Below are 18,808 nucleotides of genomic sequence, written 5' to 3' on the forward strand. Positions count from 1 at the left end.
GTTATGAGTCTGACAATCACGTTGACGGGAACGGGCGGCGCCCAGCTGGTGCCGGTCTTTGGCTGCGACTGCGCGGCGTGTCGCCGGGCGCGCCTGCAGGAGACCTATCGCCGTCGCCCCTGTAGCGCGGTGGTCAAATTCAACGATGCGGTGACGCTGCTGGACGCGGGCATTCCGCACCTGATGGACGACTGGCCCGCAGGCAGCTTTCAGCAGTTTTTGCTCACCCATTACCATATGGATCACGTTCAGGGGCTGTTCCCCCTGCGCTGGGGCGTTGGCGCGACGATTCCGGTTTACGGTCCGCCGGACGAAGCAGGATGCGACGACCTGTTTAAACACCCGGGGATTCTGGATTTCAGCCACACGGTCGAACCGTTTGTGATGTTTGAACTTCAGGGGATGCGGGTCACGCCGCTGCCGCTCAACCATTCAAAACTGACCTTCGGGTATTTGCTGGAGTCGGCCCACAGCCGCGTGGCCTGGCTTTCCGACACCGCCGGGCTGCCGGAAAAAACAGTGAAGTTCCTGCTCAACAATCAGCCGCAGGCGATGATTATCGACTGCAGCCATGCACCGCGCGACGAGACGCCGCGAAACCATTGCGACTTAAATACCGTGATGGCGCTAAACGAGGTGATTGGCTGCCCGCAGGTGATCCTGACCCACATCAGCCATCAGTTTGACGTGTGGATGATGGATAATCCGCTGCCCGACGGCATTGAAGCGGGGTATGACGGGATGGTGCTGATGCTGGATTAGGTTTTCTCCCTCTCCCGTGGGAGAGGGTTGGGGTGAGGGCAACAGGCCGCACTTAGCCTCGATCGTAATCGTCCTCTAACCTGCGCTCATCCTCTTCTAACCGACGGCGATCGTCATCCAGCTGACGCTGACGCTCGTCTAAACGGCGTCGTCTGTCCTCAAGCTGTCGACGACGATCGTCGTACTGTCTGCTGTCGATTTGACGGCTGCGGTCATAACGATCGTCATCGCTGCTGCTGCGACTGCTGCTGGGATTATAGGCATCGTTGATCGCCTGCTGAATGTTGCCAATAGCATCATCAACAATATCGGCATGAGCCAGTTGGCTGGTGAGTGACAGCAGACCGAATAACAGAGCAGTTGGGTAACGTTTCATAAGGCCAGACTCGCAGGTGAACTGACCTTACGATAATGAACGGCTGGGAACGGGGGTAGCGGAGGAATCTCAAATTCAGTTGTGCCCAGGGTCTTCCATCAACTGATTCGCACGCTGTTTATTTTCTGCGACCAGGACGATGCCATAGCATTTTTGATCCGGCGAATGGCTCCAGATACGATCTTCGGGGATACACCCTCCGTCATAGATAACCTTGCTACCATCATACGGCCAAAATGCTCCCTGCTCGGTATCGAGAACAAATACGGCGATTTGGTCAGACTCGCGGGCAATTTTCTGCCAGAGCATCTTCCCACCCTCATATTGTTCAAAGTCGCTGACAAGCGTCACGCCACACTGTAATACCAGGGCTTCATACAGACGAGTTGCCAGTCCCTTGTCACGCTCGGCGGGATCAACGCAGATACCTTCTACCTGAATAACGCTGGCATCTTCCCAACAGCGCTCGACAGCAATGATATCTTCACCTAAATGCGTTTTACGTTGTAAATCCAGGGCAGCAACAACCCGATGCCGGGGCACCCCATCGAAGGTTTCGATATCCGCTTCAATAATCGCAGCTCTTGGCGTCTGGCTATCAAAAATAACATGTAGCACTCGCCCGGAAAGCTCAAACTCATCAACGAGCTTGAATGACCTTGCTACGGTTTTTGGGCTGTAAGTTGTAGGCATCACAATCATTTGTGAGTCCCCTTTTGTAAGTACCGGCATAGTTCCCTTTATATCCCAATCTGCCAAATTTTGCGCAGGTTAGCATCACCCGGTTTACTCACGCTCTTGATGAATTCCTAAATATCACTTCTTATAAACAGACCTTCCGCAGCGCCTGCGCCAGCTGCACCCGCGTAAACGGCTTACGCAGTAACGGAACGTCCGGCAGCTGAGGGTTATGCGTGGGTCGTAAATCCTGGCCGCTGATCAGCAGTACCGGAAGCTGCGGATAATGACTACGCACATGGTTTATCACCTCGGCTCCGCTGAGGCTGCCGGGCAACATCAGGTCGCTGATAAACATGCCAATATCCGGTGACGCCGCCAGCATGTTCAGCGCCTGCTCGCCGTTGTCCGCTTCAAGCGTCAGGTAGCCAAGCTGATGCAGCTGCTCGCACAGGGTCTGACGGACATCCGCCTCATCTTCCAGCACCAGAACCAGGCGCTCGCTATCAACGGAGGCGGTGGCTGACAGCGCTTCATCATCTGCAGCGGCGGGCAGCACAGATCGCGGGAGATGAAGCCGGACAGTCGTCCCCTGCCCCGGAGCGCTTTCAATCTCCACGCGCCCACCGGACTGGCGCACAAAGCCATAGACCATCGACAGGCCTAACCCGCTCCCGCTTCCGGTCTGCTTGGTGGTGAAGAACGGTTCAAAGACCCGGGATTTCACCTCCTGCGACATGCCGCTGCCGCGGTCAATGACCTCCAGCGCCACCATATCCTGCCTGCGACCGTCGCTGCGGGTGACGCGCTGATTCCAGGTGCGAATTTTAATCACCCCGCTTTGCCCTTCCATCGCATCGCGGGCGTTCATCACCAGGTTGATGATGGCGTTTTCAAGCTGGCTGACGTCTATCCACGCGGGCCAGGCCGGTGATTGCGCTTCAATCTCCAGGGTCAGGGGGGCGGGCAAGGAGTGGCGCATCAGTTCCCGAAGATTCTCCAGCAGCGGCAGCATCTCTACCGCATGTGGCGTCAGGGATTGCTTGCGGGAAAACGCCAGCAGGCGCTGGGTCAGTAAGGCGCCACGCTCGGCCGCCTTCAGCGCCCGGGTAATGCGCGGCGCATCTTTTGATTCGGGGTCGGTGAGCTCAAGGCTGCCGATGATCACCGCCAGCAGGTTATTAAAATCATGCGCCAGCCCGCCGGTCAGCTGTCCGACCGCCTTCATCTTCTGGCTATGTAGCAGTGCCTCTTCCAGCCCCTGACGCTCGACGCGGTCGATCTCCATCTGCGTGGTTTTTTCTTTCAGCAGACGCGTGGTGTGCTCAAGAGAGGCGGTATTGCGGGCAAAAACGTTAAACGCGCGCGCCAGTTCACCCAGTTCATCGCGCCGCTGGAGGGCGGGAACGGAAACATCCTGTTCGCCGTGAGCAAGGCGCGACATCGCCCGGGAAATGGCCGTCAGGTTAGAGGCCAGATTGCGGTAGATATACCAGCAGGCGCACCCGGTGATGATCAGCGCCAGGATGGCGAAGATGCTGATAAACACGCTGATGGATTGCAGCTCGTGATGACTCTGGTCAGTACGAAGCCGGGAGGCCTGCGCCACCTGCCCGACGTACTGATTGATGTCGCTGTTGAGGATCGCCACCAGCGCCTTGATGTGGAACATATACCAGCTTATCGCCAGATCGCTCTCCTCCAGTTGCTTCGACAGCGGGGCGAGCTTGCCTAGCTCGGCATTAAAATCAGGCAAAACCTCCTTCACGACAGGCTGTACGGCATTTCGGGGCAGCGTTGCGGCCACTGCGTCCAGTTGATGAACGGTCGCGCGCGGCGAAGGGGTGTCGATGGCAGCAGCGATCAGCCGATCCATCTCCATCAGCTGCTGCGCATCCGGTACGTTGCTGTCGTAACGGCGGTTGATGTCCTGCAGATGACGCAGGTAGCTCTGGCTTTGATATAGCGAGCTAAGCAGCGCGTTACGCTCCAGATGGCGTCGCTGCCCGCGCTCAAGCATCTCCGTCACGCTCTGCTGGAGCTCATTGCTTCGCTGAATAATGCGCGCCACCAGCGCCGGCTCCTGCTGCGCCAGCGGCGCATCGGCAAGCTGTTCCAGCGAGCGGCGCAGCGCCATTTGCGTCTGCTTCAGGCGCTCGGCTTCGCCTTTGTACTCCAGCGCCCCGACGACCTGGGAGAGCCGCACCGCCGCCGTCGCCACGTTGGCGGTATCACGGGCCAGGTTCATGCTGCCGGTCATGTCGTCCAGCGTTTGCTGCTGCACCTGCTCCTGGATCTGGCTCGCGTGACGAAAGCCAAGCACCGCCACGCCGCTCACCATCAGCGTCACGGCGACCACCAGCAGATTAAATATCAGCAGGCGACCGCGGGCGCTGGCGAAAAACGGGGGGCGTGAAGACATGTTGACTCCGTAACTGTGATCCACATTAGCTATTCATAACTATGACAAATATGAACAGCTTCTGACATTTTGCATTTACGCACCTGTGATGAAGTGCAGAAATCGGCATTCACAGGAGATCCGCCATGAGCAGAACCCCGGTATTAGAGATGCGCAGCATTGCCAAAACGTTTGGCAATTTCCACGCGCTCAAGGGTGTGGATTTGACGGTTTTCCCCGGTGAGATCCACGCGCTGATGGGGGAAAACGGCGCGGGGAAAAGCACGCTGATGAAAATCCTCGCGGGGGCCTATACCGCCACCAGCGGCGAGATCCTGATCGACGGCCAGCCGTTTCATATTAAAGGGCCGAAAGATGCGCTGGCCGCGGGCATCACCCTGATTTATCAGGAGATGCAGCTCGCGCCCAATCTGACCGTTGCCGAAAATATCTTCCTCGGCAGCGAGCTGTCGCGCGGCGGGATGGTGCAGCGCAAAGAGATGGCCGCCCAGGCGCAGGCGGTGGTTGACCGTCTCGGCGCGCAGTTCAGCGCCACCGACCTGGTGATGAAGCTGACCATCGCCGAGCAGCAGCAGGTGGAAATTGCCCGCGCGCTGCACCGCAACAGCCGCATTCTGGTGATGGATGAACCCACCGCCGCCCTCTCCTCGCGGGAAACGCATCGTCTGTTCGAACTGATTTTGCGCCTGCGCGATGAAGGGATGGCGATCATCTACATCAGCCACCGCATGGCGGAAGTGTATGAACTCTCAGACCGCGTCAGCGTTCTGCGCGACGGGCAGTACGTCGGCAGCCTGACGCGCGACAAGCTCAACGCCTCTGAGCTGGTGCGCATGATGGTGGGCCGCCCGTTAAGCGACCTGTTCAACAAGGAGCGTGACATTCCCCTCGGCAGCCCGCGCCTCAACGTCCACCACCTCACCGACGGTAAAAAAGTACAGCCGTGCAGCCTGCAGGTGCGTTCCGGCGAAATCGTCGGGCTGGCGGGGTTGGTCGGGGCCGGACGGTCCGAGCTGGCGCAACTTATCTTCGGCGTGCGCAAAGCCACGGGCGGCATGATTGAGGTCGACGGCGAGCCGGTGGTGATCCACTCCCCGCGTGCGGCCATCGAAAACGGCATCGGTTTTCTCACCGAAAATCGCAAGGAGCAGGGGCTGTTTCTGGAGCTGGCGGCGCAGGAGAACATCACCATGGCGACGCTGGAACGCGATGCCACCTTCGGCATGCTAAACCGTAAAAAAGCCCAGTCGATTTCCGATGATGCCATTGCCCTGCTCAACATCCGCGTGCCGCATTCGCAGGTGCGCGCGGGCGGGCTCTCGGGCGGCAACCAGCAAAAGCTGCTGATCTCCCGCTGGGTGGCCATCGGTCCGCGCATTCTGATTCTGGACGAACCCACCCGCGGCGTGGACGTCGGCGCGAAAAGCGAGATCTACCGCATCATGAACCAGATGGCGCGCAAAGGGGTGGCGATTTTGATGATCTCCAGCGAGCTGCCGGAAGTGGTGGGGATGAGCGACCGGGTGTACGTGATGCGCGAAGGCAGCATTGCGGGCGAGCTCCACGGGCGCGACATCTCTCAGGAAAACATCATGACGCTGGCAACCGGCGTGAACGACACTCATCATCAGGCGGTGTAACCATGACACATTCAACCAGTCCGCAGCAGGTGGCGAAATCCGCCTCCGCAAAAAAAATGCTGATGAGCGATCTGATGCAAACGGTCGGTATTTTGCCGATTCTGATCCTGATTGTGGCGGTATTTGGCTTTATTGCCCCGAACTTCTTTACCGAGAGCAACCTGCTCAACATTACCCGTCAGGCGTCGATCAACATCGTGCTGGCGGCGGGAATGACCTTCATCATTTTAACCGGCGGGATTGACCTCTCCGTGGGCTCGATTTTGGGCACTACGGCGGTAGCGGCGATGGTGGTCTCACTTATCCCTGAATTTGCCGGGCTGTCCATTCCGGCCGCGCTGATGCTCGGCATGGTGCTGGGTCTGTTCAACGGCGCGCTGGTGGCCTTCGCCGGACTGCCGCCCTTCATCGTGACGCTCGGCACCTATACGGCACTGCGCGGTGCGGCGTATCTGCTGGCCGACGGCACGACGGTCATTAACTCCAACATCAACTTTGAGTGGATCGGCAATAACTATCTCGGCCCGATTCCGTGGCTGGTGGTGATCGCCCTCGCGGTCATCGCTATCTGCTGGTTCATCCTGCGCCGCACCACGCTCGGCGTACACATCTACGCGGTGGGCGGCAACATGCAGGCGGCGCGACTGACCGGCATTAAGGTCTGGCTGGTGCTGCTGTTTGTCTACGGCATGAGCGGTCTGCTATCCGGGCTTGGCGGCGTCATGAGCGCCTCGCGCCTCTACAGCGCCAACGGTAACCTCGGCACAGGCTACGAGCTGGATGCGATTGCGGCGGTGATCCTCGGCGGTACCAGCTTCGTCGGCGGGATCGGCACGATCACCGGCACGCTGGTCGGCGCGCTGATCATCGCCACCCTTAACAACGGCATGACGCTGATGGGCGTCTCCTACTTCTGGCAGCTGGTGATCAAAGGGGCGGTGATCATCATTGCGGTGCTGATCGACAAATACCGTACCCGACACCATCAAAGTGCATAACAACAATACCCTACGAGTGAGGAAGACAAGATGCGTTTGAAACCGTTAGTAACCGCGCTCTGTGCTAGCGCGCTGCTTGCCGCAACGCCGTTTGCGCAGGCGAAAGATCTGAAGTCCATTGGCGTGACGGTGGGGGACCTGGCTAACCCGTTCTTCGTGCAGATCACCAAAGGTGCCGAGCTGGAAGCGCGCAAGCTGGCGGGGGATAACGTCAAGGTGACGCTGGTCTCCAGCGGGTACGATCTGGGCCAGCAGGTGGCGCAGATCGACAACTTTATTGCCGCGAAGGTAGACATGATCATCCTCAACGCCGCGGATTCCAAAGGGATCGGCCCGGCGGTGAAGCGTGCGAAGGACGCCGGGATCGTGGTCGTGGCGGTTGACGTGGCGGCGGAAGGGGCTGATGCCACCATCACCTCCGATAACACCCAGGCGGGCGAAATGGCCTGTAAGTACATTACCGACCGCCTGAAAGGCAAAGGCAACGTGGTGATCATCAACGGACCACCGGTCTCTGCGGTGCAAAACCGCGTGGAAGGTTGTCAGACGGAGTTCAAAAAACACCCGGATATCAAGGTGCTCTCGGATAACCAGAACGCCAAAGGCAGTCGTGAAGGCGGTCTGGAAGTCATGACCTCCCTGCTGGCGGCCAATCCGAAGATCGACGGCGTGTTTGCGATTAACGATCCGACGGCGATCGGCGCCGATCTGGCCGCGAAGCAGGCGCAGCGCAATGAGTTCTTTATCGTCGGCGTGGATGGTTCACCGGACGGTGAGGAAGCGCTGAAACGTGAAAACTCGCTGTTTGTGGCAACCCCGGCGCAAGATCCGCAGGTGATGGCGGCAAAAGCGGTGGAGATCGGCTATGACATTCTCCAGGGCAAACCTGCGCCGAAAGCGCCCGTGCTGATCCCGGTGACGATGATCGATAAAAAGAACGTCGGCACGTATAAGGGGTGGACGGTTAAATAACCTCGCTGCGGCCTGATGCCCTCACCCTAACCCTCTCCCACCGGGAGAGGGAACTTATTCCCCCTCTCCCTTGAGGGAGAGGGTCGGGGTGAGGGGGTGGCATAAAATTCAAGGAGTCCCCATGAAACGCTCCGACATCAATGAAATTCTCGGCCACACGCGGCAGTTCTTTTCCATGCACGACGTTCATCTCCCGCCGTTTGCCAGCTTTCCGCCAACAAAATGGCAGCAGCTTGACCAGGCCGCGTGGCAGGAAGTGTTCGACCTCAAGCTCGGCTGGGACGTGACGGCCTTCGGCGGCAACAGCTTTGCCGCACAGGGCCTGACGCTGTTCACCCTGCGCAACGGCTCGCCCAACGGGGTGCCGTATGAAAAAGGCTATGCCGAAAAAATCATGCACGTGCGCGACGGCCAGGTGACGCCGATGCATTTTCACTGGCGTAAGCGAGAAGACATCATCAACCGGGGTGGCGGGAACCTGATTGTAGAATTGTGGAATGCCGGTGCACATGAAGAGACGGAAAACACCGACGTGACGGTCACCATCGACGGCTGCCGTCAGACCCACGCCCCCGGCAGCCAGCTGCGCCTCACGCCAGGGGAAAGCATCTGCCTGACGCCCGGTCTTTATCACAGCTTCTGGGGCGAACGCGGCTTCGGCGACGTGCTGGTCGGGGAAGTGTCCTCGGTCAATGACGACGAGCACGACAACCACTTTTTGCAGCCCGTTGCCCGCTATAACAACATCGAAGAAGACGAGCCGGCGCTGCTGGTGCTGTGCAACGAGTACAACCTGTTTCGGATATAAGGGGTGAATGATGCCATTGATTTCTCTTGCCGACGGTCTTGCGCACGCCAGACAACACCGCTACGCGCTGGGCGCGTTTAACGTGCTCGACTCCCACTTCCTGCGCGCGCTGTTCGCCGCCGCAAAGCAGGAGCGCTCGCCGTTTATCATCAACATCGCCGAAGTACACTTTAAGTACGTGTCGCTGGATTCGCTTGTCGAAGCGGTGAAGTTCGAGGCCGCCCGTCACGACATTCCCGTGGTGCTCAATCTCGACCACGGCCTGCATTTCGAGGCGGTGGTGCGCGCCCTGCGCTTAGGGTTCAGCTCGGTGATGTTCGACGGCTCTACGCTGAGCTACGAGGAAAACATTCGCCAGACGCGGGAAGTGGTGAAGATGTGCCGCGCGGTGGGCGTATCGGTGGAGGCGGAGCTGGGCGCGGTCGGGGGCGATGAAGGCGGCGCGCTGTACGGGCATGCGGATGAAGCTTTCTTTACCGACCCGCAGCTGGCGCGCGAATTTGTCGATTCAACCGGCATTGACGCGCTGGCGGTGGCTATCGGCAACGCGCACGGCAAATACAGGGGCGAGCCGAAGCTCGATTTCCCCCGTCTGGACGCCATTCGCCAGCAGACGGGGCTGCCGCTGGTTTTACACGGCGGCTCCGGGATTAGCGATGCCGACTTCCGTCGCGCGATTGAGCTGGGCATTCATAAAATTAACTTTTATACCGGCATGTCGCAGGCCGCGCTCGCCGCCGTTGAGCAGCGCATGGCAAAGCGTCAGCCGCTGTACGATGAATTTGCCGAGCTGCTGCTGGGGATAGAAGAGGCGATAACCGATACGGTCGCCGAACAGATGCGCATCTTCGGCAGCGCGGGGCAGGCATAATGGAACGTAAGGGCATCATCGCCGCAGGCAATATGCTGGTGGACCACGTCCACCAGATCGTGCAGTGGCCGGAGCGCGGCTGGCTGGCGGAAATCACCCACAGCGAACGCTCAACCGGCGGCGCGCCGCTCAACGTCCTGCTGACGCTGGCGAAAATGCACGTTGGCCTGCCGCTGCAGGCGGTGGGGCTAATCGGGGAAGACAGCGACGGGGACTACATTCTGGCGATGCTCGACCAGTACCACGTCAACCGCCAGCGCGTACAGCGCACCACCTTTGCGCCGACCTCCATGTCGCAGGTGATGACCGATCCCAGCGGACAACGCACCTTTTTCCACTCGCCGGGCGCCAACCGCCTGCTGGATCTTCCCGCCTTCGATCGCTTAGACGGATCGATGAAGATTTTCCATCTCGGCTACCTGCTGCTGCTCGACAGCCTGGATATGCCCGATGACGAATTTGGCACCCGCAGCGCGCGGCTGCTGGCGCAGATGCACGACCAGGGGTATGAAACCTCGCTCGATCTGGTGTCCCGCAAGGGCGACCCGCGCTACCAGCCGCTGGTGCTCCCTGCCCTGCGCCATCTGGATTATCTGGTGATTAACGAGCTGGAAGCCGGGGAGTTTAGCGGGCTGGAGATGCGAGACGGCAGCGATGCGCTGAATATAGCCCATATTTCTGAAGCCGCCGCACAGCTGCTGGCGGCAGGCGTTCGCCAGCGGGTGGTTATCCACTGTCCGGAAGGGGCATGGGGTGAAGCGCCGGGTGAGCAAGGCCGCTGGATCCCATCATGGTTACTGGAGCAGAAAGAGATTATCGGCAGCGTCGGCGCGGGCGATGCGTTTTGCGCGGGGTTTTTATACGGTTGCCATGAATCGCTGCCGCTGACAGAGAGTATTTATCTGGCGCACGCCTGCGCGCGGGCAAGCCTGCTGGCCGCCAATGCGATTGACGGCGCAAAAACGCTGGCCGAGCTGCAGTTGTTTATCAAAGAGAATACTTAGGCCGCTTTCTCGCTATGGGAAACATCGGTGGCAAACACATAGCCCAACCCACGAATGGTTTTAATGAGTGCAGGCTGATGCGGGTTAGCCTCGATTTTCCGTCGCAGGCGCATGATCAACACGTCAATCGTGCGGTCGAACACGTCGGCGCTTTCGCTGTGGGTCAGCTCAAGCAACCGGTCACGGCTCAGCACCCGACGGGCATTTTGCGTGAGCGCCAGCAGCAGGCCGTACTCGCCCTGGGTTAACGGGACGGGATTACGCTGCGGATCGCTCAGCTCACAGCGGGTGGTATCGAGCGTCCATCCGTTAAAAGCAATGCCCTCAACGGGCGCTGCGGGGACTTCAGCAGCAAGCACGCCGGTACGGCGCAATACCGCCTTAACACGGGCGACCACCACGCGCGGGTTGAACGGTTTGCCAATATAATCGTCGGCCCCCATCTCCAGCCCCACCACCACGTCTGACTCACTGCCCAGCCCGGTTAACATCACAACCGGTAGCGCCGGTCGCTGCTTTTGCAGCTGCAGCAGAACCTGCAGGCCGTTGATATCCGGCAGCATCATGTCCAGCAGCACAAGCGCGATATTCGGCTCCTGCTGCACCTGCCGCAGTGCATCCTGGCCGTTATGGCAGACAAGCACGCTAAAGACGTGCTCGCTCAGCACGTCCTGAAGCAGTTCGCAGACTGCCGTATCGTCATCAACCACCAGAATCGCCGGTTTCATCGTATGCTTCCGTCAGGGGATTATGTTAAGTCTGTACCATTCTGCCGTCGGCTCCAGTCAAATGGTTTTTTCAGTGACGGAAATTCAACCCATGTCACATCCGCTGCCTTGTCGACACGTCAATTTTGACGATTGGCTGTTTTTTGTCAGGGTTTTCACCGCGAAGGGGCCGTAAAGTCAGGGTATACCCATACGAAAAACATGGCATAGAAGCTGCATAGTGGGTGCGAATGATTCGATTAACTGGAGCAGACTGATGAAAAAAGTCGTCACGGTTTGCCCTTATTGTGCCTCAGGTTGCAAGATCCACCTGGTGGTCGATAACGGCAAAATCGTCCGGGCAGAGGCCGCACAGGGGAAAACCAACCAGGGCACGCTATGCCTGAAAGGTTACTACGGCTGGGATTTTATAAACGATACCCAAATCCTCACCCCGCGCCTGAAAAACCCTATGATCCGCCGCGAGCGCGGCGGCAAGCTGGAAGCCGTCTCCTGGAACGAGGCGCTGGATTACGTCGCCACGCGCCTGAGCGCCATCAAGGCCAAATATGGCCCTGATGCGATTCAGACCACCGGCTCTTCCCGCGGGACGGGAAATGAAACCAACTATGTGATGCAAAAATTCGCGCGCGCCGTTATTGGAACCAATAACGTCGACTGCTGCGCTCGCGTCTGACACGGCCCATCGGTTGCAGGTCTGCACCAGTCGGTCGGTAACGGCGCAATGAGCAATGCCATCAACGAGATAGATAATACCGATCTCGTCTTCATCTTTGGTTATAACCCGGCGGATTCTCACCCTATCGTCGCGAACCACGTTATTCGCGCTAAGCAGAATGGGGCGAAAATCATCGTCTGCGATCCGCGCAAAATTGAAACCGCGCGCATTGCGGATATGCACATCGCGTTGAAAAACGGCTCGAACATCGCGCTGCTGAACGCAATGGGGCACGTCATCATTGAGGAGAACCTGTACGACCAGGCGTTTGTCGCGACCCGTACGGAAGGCTTTGAAGAGTACAAGAAAATAGTCGAAGGATATACGCCGGAGTCGGTGGAAGCGATCACCGGCGTCAGCGCGCAGGCGATCCGCCAGGCGGCACGAATGTATGCCGGGGCGAAAACCGCCGCCATCCTCTGGGGTATGGGCGTGACCCAGTTCTACCAGGGTGTGGAGACCGTGCGCTCTCTGACCAGCCTCGCGATGCTGACCGGTAATCTGGGTAAAGCCCACGTTGGTGTGAACCCGGTGCGCGGTCAGAATAACGTCCAGGGCGCCTGCGATATGGGCGCGCTGCCGGATACTTATCCTGGCTACCAGTACGTGAAATTTCCGGAGAACCGCGCCAAATTCGCGAAGGCCTGGGGCGTGGAAAGCCTGCCGGAACACACCGGGTACCGCATCAGCGAGCTGCCGCACCGCGCGGCGCATGGCGAAGTGCGTGCGGCCTACATCATGGGCGAAGATCCTCTCCAGACCGACGCCGAGCTCTCGGCGGTGCGCAAAGGGTTTGAGGATCTGGAGCTGGTGATTGTCCAGGATATCTTCATGACCAAAACCGCGGCGGCGGCGGATGTGATTTTACCGTCGACCTCCTGGGGCGAGCATGAAGGCGTCTACACTGCGGCAGACCGCGGCTTCCAGCGCTTCTTTAAGGCGGTCGAGCCGAAGTGGGACCTGAAAACCGACTGGCAGATCATCAGCGAAATCGCCACCCGCATGGGCTACCCGATGCACTACAACAACACTCAGGAGATCTGGGACGAGTTGCGCAGTCTGTGTCCGGACTTCTACGGGGCAACCTATGAAAAAATGGGTGAGCTGGGGTATATCCAGTGGCCGTGCCGGGATGAGTCGGAGGCCGATCAAGGCACGTCCTATCTCTTTAAGGAGAAATTCGACACCCCGAACGGGCTGGCGCAATTCTTCACCTGCGACTGGGTCGCGCCCATTGATAAACTCACCGATGAGTATCCAATGGTGCTCTCCACCGTACGTGAGGTGGGCCACTACTCCTGTCGTTCGATGACCGGCAACTGCGCCGCGCTGGCGGCGCTGGCGGACGAACCGGGCTACGCGCAAATCAATACTGCCGACGCGAAGCGCCTCGGCATTGAGGATGAAGCACTGGTGTGGGTGAACTCGCGCAAAGGGCGGATCATCACCCGAGCGCAGGTCAGCGACCGTCCAAACAAAGGGGCGGTCTATATGACCTATCAGTGGTGGATTGGTGCCTGTAACGAGCTGGTAACGGAGAACTTAAGCCCGATAACCAAAACGCCGGAGTATAAATACTGCGCCGTCAACGTTGAGCCGATTGCGGATCAGCACGCCGCGGAACAGTATGTGATCGACGAATATAACAAGCTGAAAGCCCGGCTGCGCGAAAGCGCAATGGGTTGAAGCCGTTAATTCATCGATGAATAAAGGGAGTGAAATATTCACTCCCTTTTTATTTCCGGTTGGCTTATCAATAATATCAATTATTATTCTGGAAAGCGGCTCGCAGAAATAATGTAATTTTCGCGAAAAAGAATTACATCTTTGCATTTTAATTCAGAGGGATAAGATGTGCGGCGGGTGCTTAAGACTTTCTGTCTTGAGCATTGTTGAGGGACAGAAAGTAGAAAGCCCCGGGAAATTTTCATTTACCCGAGGCTACTCCCTCAACTCCCAACAGGTTGAGAGTAGCCTCTTATTCTTTTTTTGACAAGGAGTAAAAGGCATGACGCCATTAAAAACTGCGTTAGGCATCGTCTTTATTATCTGCCTGACGATAGTGATATTTACCTTTATTACTCGCGGGAAGCTCTGCGAGCTCACAATAAAGAGTTAACATCAGGAGGTGGCGGCGAAATTAGCCTGCGTCGCAGGCTAACCTCTATGGGCGGAACAACGGTTCCGCCCGGCTTGTAGGATGCTGAGGTCTTAATGCACCCATTTTTTTCTTTTGCGCCCGCGATTATACTGCGCGGCGTGTACCCAGATGATAAGAATCCATGAAATCCATTTTTCTGTTGTTAGTGTTTTTAACGTCCTTCGCCCGCGCGGATGAGATAGGCAGCCAGTATCAGAAGCAGGCGGAAGCCGGTGATGCGCGTGCCCAGTATTATCTTGCTGATACGTACTTCAGCTCCGGCGACAGCAAGCAGGCCGCGCTGTGGGCAGAGAAAGCCGCAAAAGGCGGCGATGTCGACGCCATGGCGCTGCTCTCGCAAATCCTTTTTACGCAGGGCGATTACGCACAGGCCAAAGCCCTGGCCCAACAGGCAAACATTGCTGGCAGCAAACGCGGCGCGATCATGCTGGCACGCGTGCTGGTCAACACTCAGGCCGGTAAAACTGACTATCCCCAGGCCATTAAACTGCTGCAAACGGCAACCGAAGATATCGACAGCGACTCTGCGGTCGATGCGCAGCTGTTGCTGGGGCTGATTTATGCCAACGGCGTCGAGGTAGCGCAGGATGACGTGCAGGCCGCCTCGTGGTTCAAGCGAAGTTCAGCCCTTTCGCGTACCGGCTACGCCGAGTACTGGGCGGGGATGTTGTTCAGGCAGGGCGAGAAAGGCTTTATCACGCCAAATAAGCAGAAAGCACTGTACTGGTTGAACCTGAGCTGCACTGAAGGGTTTGATACGGGATGCGAAGAGTTTGATGCGTTAAGCGGGGAGTAAAGTGCCGGGTGGCGCCTTCGCCTTACCCGGCCTACAAAACCCGTAGGCCCGGTAAGCGCAGCGCCACCGGGCTTAGGATGTTACTGGTCAGCCGTCTTATCAAAACGACCCAGCACTTCGCGTTCATATGCCAGCGCTTTTTTGCGGTCGAATTTGTGCTCCCACTTGGCGATAACCAGCACCGCCAGGGCATTGCCCACCACGTTCAGCGCCGTACGCGCCATGTCGAGGATACGGTCCACACCGGCGATAAATGCCAGACCTTCGAGCGGAATACCAACGCTGCCCAGCGTTGCCAGCAGCACCACGAACGAAACGCCCGGAACGCCAGCAATACCTTTGGACGTCACCATCAGCGTCAGAACCAGTACGATCTCCTGCCACAGCGACAGGTCAATGCCGTACAGCTGCGCAATAAAGATAGCGGCGATACTCTGGTACAGCGTCGAACCATCCAGGTTAAAGGAGTAACCGGTCGGCACCACGAAGCTGGTGATCGACGCTGGCGCGCCGTAGGCTTCCATCTTCTCAATAATACGCGGCAGCACGCTCTCAGAGCTTGCCGTGGAGTAGGCCAGAATCAGCTCATCTTTCAGGATACGAATCAGGATCCAGATGCTCAGCCCGCACAGACGTGCCACGATCCCCAGCACCACCAGCGCGAAGAACAGGATGGCGAAGTGCACCAGGATCACCAGCTTCGCCAGCGGCCACAGGGAGGCAAAACCGAAGTTCGCCACGGTGACGGCGATAAGCGCAAACACCCCTACCGGCGCGTAGCGCATCACCATGTGGGTCACTTTAAACATGGTTTCGGAGATAGAGCGGAACACGGTGACCAGCGGCTCACGGTGCGTCGCCGGCAGAGAAGAGAGCCCCAGACCAAACAGCACCGAGAAGAAGATAATCGGCAGCATCTCGCCCTTCGCCATCGACGCCACGATGTTGGTCGGCACCAGCGACAGGATAGTGCCCATCAGGCCGTGCGCGTGGCTCTGCACGTCAGCGGTCGTACTTTGGTATTTCGAAATATCCACCGTAGCCAGCTGCGACATATCAATCCCGGAACCCGGCTGGAACACGTTCGCCAGGGTGATACCGAGAATGATCGCCACCGTAGTGATCACTTCGAAATAGATAATGGTTTTCGCACCAATACGACCTAACTGCTTCGCATCGCCGACGCCCGCAATACCGACCACCAGCGTCGAGATCACAATCGGTACCACAATCATCTTGATCAGATGAATAAAGATATCCCCTGCCGGAGAGAGCAGGTTCGCAATCAGCCATTCGCGGCTGTCGCTGTGATAGTGAAGGTAACTGCCCAGCAAGATGCCCAGCACAAGGGCGATTAAGATCTGCCAGGCAAGGCTGACTTTAACGTTTTTCATAGAAACTGACTTCCTCAATGAGCGCCTTATTCACGCAAACTGCATGAATATGGAGACATACTGAAAGGGTATGAATTGTGTTGCGTTGGTTTATGGGATTTTTTAACGCGGCGTATGAGTATCATTTGCGCGACCTGTTGCGCAAGCCTTAAAGAACGACGCGTTTCACTCACAAAAGCGACGATGACGGGAGTTTGTTCTACTTCTTATAAATAACCTTTTGTTATAAAAACGCTTTTTTAAACATAAATGTGAATAATCGTCAGCATAAATTATTTTCCTTCAAAGTTTCATTCGCTCATTTTTCATACTCTTCAAACAATGCGTGATCTGTAGCCCAAATACTAAACAAAGCTTGTAAAGCCCCTACAATTAACGTTTTTGCGACATATTATTAACATCTTACAAGGAGAAAAAAAGCCATGAGCCAAATCCACAAACATGACATTCCCGCAAATATTGCGGACCGTTGCCTGATCACCCCGGAGCAGTACCACGAGAAATATCAGCAATCTATCACCGCCCCGGACACCTTCTGGGGTGAGCAGGGCCATATCCTTGACTGGATCAAACCTTATCAGAAGGTGAAGAACACCTCCTTTGCGCCCGGCAATGTCTCCATTAAATGGTATGAAGATGGCACCCTGAACCTGGCGGCGAACTGCCTTGATCGTCACCTTGCCGAGCGCGGGAATGAGACGGCGATTATCTGGGAAGGCGATGATGCCTCGCAGAGCAAACATATTACCTATAAAGAACTGCACCGTGACGTATGCCGCTTCGCCAACGTTCTGCTGGAAAAAGGCATTCAAAAAGGCGACGTGGTCGCTATCTATATGCCGATGGTGCCGGAAGCGGCGGTGGCCATGCTGGCCTGCGCGCGCATCGGTGCGATTCACTCAGTGATTTTTGGCGGGTTCTCGCCAGAGGCGGTTGCGGGTCGTATTGTCGATTCAAGTTCAAAACTGGTGATCACCGCCGATGAAGGCGTGCGCGCCGGACGCGGTATCCCTCTGAAGAAAAACGTCGACGAAGCGTTGAAAAACCCGAACGTCAAAACGGTCAGCAACGTCATCGTCCTTAAGCGTACCGGCGGCAAGATCGACTGGAACGAAGGTCGCGACCTGTGGTGGAGCGACCTGATTGAAAAAGCGAGCGACCAGCATCAGCCGGAAGAGATGAACGCAGAAGATCCGCTGTTCATTCTTTATACCTCCGGCTCCACCGGTAAGCCAAAAGGCGTACTGCACACCACCGGCGGCTATCTGGTCTATGCGGCCACCACCTTCAAATACGTCTTCGACTACCATCCGGGCGACATCTACTGGTGTACCGCCGACGTGGGCTGGGTCACCGGACACAGCTACCTGCTGTACGGCCCGCTGGCCTGTGGCGCAACAACGCTGATGTTTGAGGGCGTACCCAACTGGCCGACCCCGGCGCGTATGTGCCAGGTGGTCGATAAGCACCAGGTCAATATTCTCTACACCGCGCCAACGGCGATCCGCGCATTAATGGCGGAAGGCGACAAAGCCATCGAAGGCACCGACCGCTCTTCATTGCGCATCCTCGGTTCCGTGGGCGAGCCCATTAATCCGGAAGCCTGGGAGTGGTACTGGAAGAAAATCGGCAACGAGAAATGCCCGGTGATGGACACCTGGTGGCAGACCGAAACCGGCGGCTTTATGATCACCCCGATGCCGGGTGCCACGCAGCTGAAGGCCGGTTCCGCGACCCGTCCGTTCTTCGGCGTGCAGCCTGCGCTGGTGGATAATGAAGGCAACCCGCTGGAAGGCGCCACCGAAGGCAACCTGGTGATCACAGACTCCTGGCCGGGTCAGGCGCGTACCCTGTTCGGCGATCACGATCGCTTCGAGCAGACTTACTTCTCGACCTTTAAAAACATGTACTTCAGCGGCGACGGCGCGCGTCGTGACGAAGATGGCTATTACTGGATAACCGGGCGCGTGGACGACGTGCTTAACGTCTCCGGCCACCGTCTGGGCACCGCAGAGATTGAATCGGCGCTGGTGTCGCATCCGAAGATTGCCGAAGCCGCCGTTGTCGGTATTCCGCACAACATCAAAGGCCAGGCGATTTACGCCTATGTCACCCTGAACCACGGGGAAGAGCCGTCGCCAGAGCTCTACGCTGAGGTGCGCAACTGGGTGCGTAAAGAGATTGGCCCGCTGGCAACGCCGGACGTGCTGCACTGGACCGATTCGCTGCCGAAAACCCGCTCCGGCAAAATTATGCGTCGTATCTTGCGCAAAATCGCGGCAGGGGACACCAGCAACCTCGGTGATACCTCAACGCTCGCGGATCCTGGCGTGGTGGAAAAACTGCTCGAAGAGAAGCAGGCCATCGCAATGCCCTCGTAATCTTTTCTCCCTCTCCCCGTGGGAGAGGGCCGGGGTGAGGGCATCAGACCGCACCTTCCTACCCTCACCCTCTCCCCATAGGGGAGAGGGGATAAAACA

At 57.7% G+C, this 18,808-nt stretch carries 15 protein-coding genes and 1 pseudogene; 11 read left to right on the forward strand and 5 right to left on the reverse strand.

Translation table 11 applies throughout. The features are described from left to right. Window positions 1–3 precede the first annotated feature (3 nt). On the forward strand, window positions 4–762 hold the full coding sequence (gene phnP, locus BM007_RS20460) for a phosphonate metabolism protein PhnP (protein WP_090420720.1): 759 nt from the start codon (window positions 4–6) through the stop codon (window positions 760–762). Between the two features lie 52 nt (window positions 763–814). On the opposite strand, the gene yjdP is transcribed toward phnP, so the two are convergent. The 3 genes from yjdP to BM007_RS20475 all read right to left on the reverse strand — a co-directional run bounded on the left by yjdP (window position 815) and on the right by BM007_RS20475 (window position 4,238). Next, a complete protein-coding gene (gene yjdP, locus BM007_RS20465) occupies window positions 815–1,138 on the reverse strand; it encodes a DDRRRQL repeat protein YjdP (protein ID WP_090420723.1) in 324 nt (107 codons plus the stop codon). A gap of 75 nt (window positions 1,139–1,213) precedes the next feature. After that, window positions 1,214–1,840, reverse strand: a complete 627-nt coding sequence (locus tag BM007_RS20470; RefSeq protein WP_032650635.1) for a GNAT family N-acetyltransferase — start codon at window positions 1,838–1,840, stop codon at window positions 1,214–1,216. 121 nt (window positions 1,841–1,961) lie between these two features. Then, window positions 1,962–4,238: an ATP-binding protein gene (locus tag BM007_RS20475; RefSeq protein WP_090420726.1), complete on the reverse strand. Its 2,277-nt coding sequence runs from the start codon at window positions 4,236–4,238 to the stop codon at window positions 1,962–1,964. A 125-nt stretch (window positions 4,239–4,363) separates the two neighbouring features. Here BM007_RS20475 and BM007_RS20480 point away from each other — a divergent pair, with 125 nt between their 5' ends. The 6 genes from BM007_RS20480 (at window position 4,364) to BM007_RS20505 (ending at window position 10,531) form a co-directional block, all read left to right on the forward strand. After that, complete coding sequence (locus tag BM007_RS20480; protein WP_090420729.1) at window positions 4,364–5,878, forward strand: sugar ABC transporter ATP-binding protein; 1,515 nt, start codon at window positions 4,364–4,366, stop codon at window positions 5,876–5,878. A 2-nt stretch (window positions 5,879–5,880) separates the two neighbouring features. Continuing rightward, window positions 5,881–6,876, forward strand: coding sequence for an ABC transporter permease subunit (locus BM007_RS20485; RefSeq protein ID WP_032650629.1), 996 nt, complete (start codon window positions 5,881–5,883; stop codon window positions 6,874–6,876). Window positions 6,877–6,906: 30 nt separating this feature from the next. Continuing rightward, window positions 6,907–7,848: an ABC transporter substrate-binding protein gene (locus tag BM007_RS20490; protein WP_048990312.1), complete on the forward strand. Its 942-nt coding sequence runs from the start codon at window positions 6,907–6,909 to the stop codon at window positions 7,846–7,848. 121 nt (window positions 7,849–7,969) lie between these two features. Then, window positions 7,970–8,656, forward strand: coding sequence for a D-lyxose/D-mannose isomerase (locus BM007_RS20495; RefSeq protein ID WP_061716124.1), 687 nt, complete (start codon window positions 7,970–7,972; stop codon window positions 8,654–8,656). Window positions 8,657–8,666: 10 nt separating this feature from the next. Further along, a complete protein-coding gene (locus BM007_RS20500) occupies window positions 8,667–9,527 on the forward strand; it encodes a ketose 1,6-bisphosphate aldolase (RefSeq protein WP_061716125.1) in 861 nt (286 codons plus the stop codon). Then, complete coding sequence (locus tag BM007_RS20505; protein ID WP_090420732.1) at window positions 9,527–10,531, forward strand: carbohydrate kinase family protein; 1,005 nt, start codon at window positions 9,527–9,529, stop codon at window positions 10,529–10,531. Before BM007_RS20500 ends, BM007_RS20505 begins: the two co-directional genes overlap by 1 nt. Here the strand turns inward: BM007_RS20505 and BM007_RS20510 are convergent. Then, the gene (locus BM007_RS20510) at window positions 10,528–11,259 is read right to left on the reverse strand and encodes a response regulator (protein ID WP_090420735.1); all 732 of its coding nucleotides are present in this window, start codon (window positions 11,257–11,259) and stop codon (window positions 10,528–10,530) included. The genes BM007_RS20505 and BM007_RS20510 overlap by 4 nt on opposite strands. A gap of 256 nt (window positions 11,260–11,515) precedes the next feature. Here BM007_RS20510 and fdhF point away from each other — a divergent pair, with 256 nt between their 5' ends. From fdhF to BM007_RS20525, 3 genes and pseudogenes are all read left to right on the forward strand, one after another. Further along, window positions 11,516–13,663, forward strand: coding sequence for a formate dehydrogenase subunit alpha (fdhF, locus tag BM007_RS20515; protein WP_090420738.1), 2,148 nt, complete (start codon window positions 11,516–11,518; stop codon window positions 13,661–13,663). Between the two features lie 322 nt (window positions 13,664–13,985). Then, a pseudogene (locus BM007_RS20520) lies at window positions 13,986–14,093 on the forward strand (Hok/Gef family protein); the annotation flags it as partial. A 166-nt stretch (window positions 14,094–14,259) separates the two neighbouring features. Then, the gene (locus tag BM007_RS20525; RefSeq protein WP_090420745.1) at window positions 14,260–14,934 is read left to right on the forward strand and encodes a tetratricopeptide repeat protein; all 675 of its coding nucleotides are present in this window, start codon (window positions 14,260–14,262) and stop codon (window positions 14,932–14,934) included. A gap of 80 nt (window positions 14,935–15,014) precedes the next feature. Here BM007_RS20525 and gltP read toward each other — a convergent pair whose 3' ends face one another. Continuing rightward, entirely contained in the window at window positions 15,015–16,328 is a 1,314-nt protein-coding gene (gene gltP, locus BM007_RS20530; RefSeq protein ID WP_024906735.1) for a glutamate/aspartate:proton symporter GltP, read from the reverse strand. A 422-nt stretch (window positions 16,329–16,750) separates the two neighbouring features. Between gltP and acs the strand changes: the two genes are divergently transcribed. After that, a complete protein-coding gene (gene acs / locus BM007_RS20535; RefSeq protein ID WP_032650613.1) occupies window positions 16,751–18,709 on the forward strand; it encodes an acetate--CoA ligase in 1,959 nt (652 codons plus the stop codon). The last annotated feature ends 99 nt before the right edge of the window (window positions 18,710–18,808 follow it).

This window comes from Enterobacter sp. NFIX59 (genome assembly GCF_900113755.1).
GTDB lineage: Bacteria > Pseudomonadota > Gammaproteobacteria > Enterobacterales > Enterobacteriaceae > Enterobacter > Enterobacter pseudoroggenkampii.